Below are 1,245 nucleotides of genomic sequence, written 5' to 3'. Positions count from 1 at the left end.
GCGTCCACGATCTCGTATGCCCGGCTTCCAACCATGTAGGTCAACCGGCCGGCATCCTGCTGGAACGCTGTCCTGCCGGCATCGCTATCTTCATAGTCGCCGTACTTCTTGAATCCAGTTACCCAGTGCCGTGTCGGGTCGATGTCTTGATAACTTAGGGTCTCGATGGCTTGGTAGAGCTCCTCGACGTTGTCACTAATTGCATCAAGGTCGGGACGGATCTCTCGCCACAATATGCTGACGGCGTTGTCCCCAGTCAACTCACCATCGAGCTCTTCCTTAACGAGTTGGGTGAGTTGGTTCGCGAGGGGCACCTTGGGTTGGGACGCCCCAGCACCAAGCAGCACGACAGACTTCCTCGCTTCGGGGTCAATCCAGGGATGCATGGTCCTTTTGTAGCAGAGAAAGGAGGATACGCTGCTTGCCCCAGCGACAAACAGGAGGCTGTCTTAACCAGCAACGCCAGGCGCTAAGTTGTCACAGCAATAGACGTCGGGGCAGTTCTTATAGAGCTCCCTCCTTTTGCCTGGATAAGGGGCTGAGTCCCAATGGGATTCCCGACCAGACGGTTGACGAGGCTTCCGCCAACTTCTATAACCAGTGTCAGCCTCGGTGCGTTCACCGCTGAGGCCCCCTCCTTGACGCTGTGCGGCTTGAAGAGAACTCACCAGAGTTGTCGGCCGCTTGCATCAAGGAGGCTCGTGATGAACGAGAGCAATCCTGCTGCTTACGGCAGCGCAGCGTACCGAGTGCTTTCGGTACGTATGAGCGACGAGACGCGAGCTCAGCTCGAAGTGCTCGCCGAAGTGAACAACCGGAGCATGACCGAGGAGACCCGGCTTGCCCTGGAGCATTGGGTGGAGGTGTCGAAGAAGGATCCACAGGTAGTCAAACGGCGTGATGAAGTTCGCGCGAAACTCGAGCAGGAAACTGCGACGAAGCTCAACGCACTGGACGCCGTCTTTGGAGGAGATTCGCGAACCTCCAAGGTTAGCTCTCCTCGCCCCTCGTCTTCGGCGGGGAACGCGAAAGGAAAGGCTGCCGAACCTTCTTCGGATGCTCATCACCCAGTCAAAGGTGGCACTTCATAGGGCCACCTACTCCTGCCCCGGGATTGAAGCCATCTCTGGCTTCTCCCGGGGCACTCCCTCAGCAGCACCGCAGCATCAATTTCGCTCACGCATTCATGTAGCCCAGGAGCTTCGCGAGGTACCGCTCAAATCTGGGTCTGATGCATGTTTAGGT

At 57.5% G+C, this 1,245-nt stretch carries 2 protein-coding genes; one reads left to right on the top strand and one right to left on the bottom strand.

The window, feature by feature from the left end:
- Window positions 1–386 (bottom strand): hypothetical protein (locus AMS65_RS00390; RefSeq protein ID WP_157501979.1); only part of this gene is annotated, 386 nt, incomplete at its 3' end.
- A 318-nt stretch (window positions 387–704) separates the two neighbouring features.
- On the opposite strand from AMS65_RS00390, the gene AMS65_RS19255 reads away from it, so the two are divergent.
- Window positions 705–1,091 (top strand): ribbon-helix-helix domain-containing protein, encoded by a 387-nt coding sequence (locus tag AMS65_RS19255; RefSeq protein ID WP_157501977.1) that lies wholly within the window; start codon window positions 705–707, stop codon window positions 1,089–1,091.
- The last annotated feature ends 154 nt before the right edge of the window (window positions 1,092–1,245 follow it).

Origin of the sequence: Leucobacter celer subsp. astrifaciens (genome assembly GCF_001273835.1) — a bacterium.
GTDB classification, from domain to species: domain Bacteria; phylum Actinomycetota; class Actinomycetes; order Actinomycetales; family Microbacteriaceae; genus Leucobacter; species Leucobacter celer.
The sequence above is the reverse complement of the archived record's forward strand: the minus strand, read 5'-3'. Positions and strand labels throughout refer to the sequence as shown.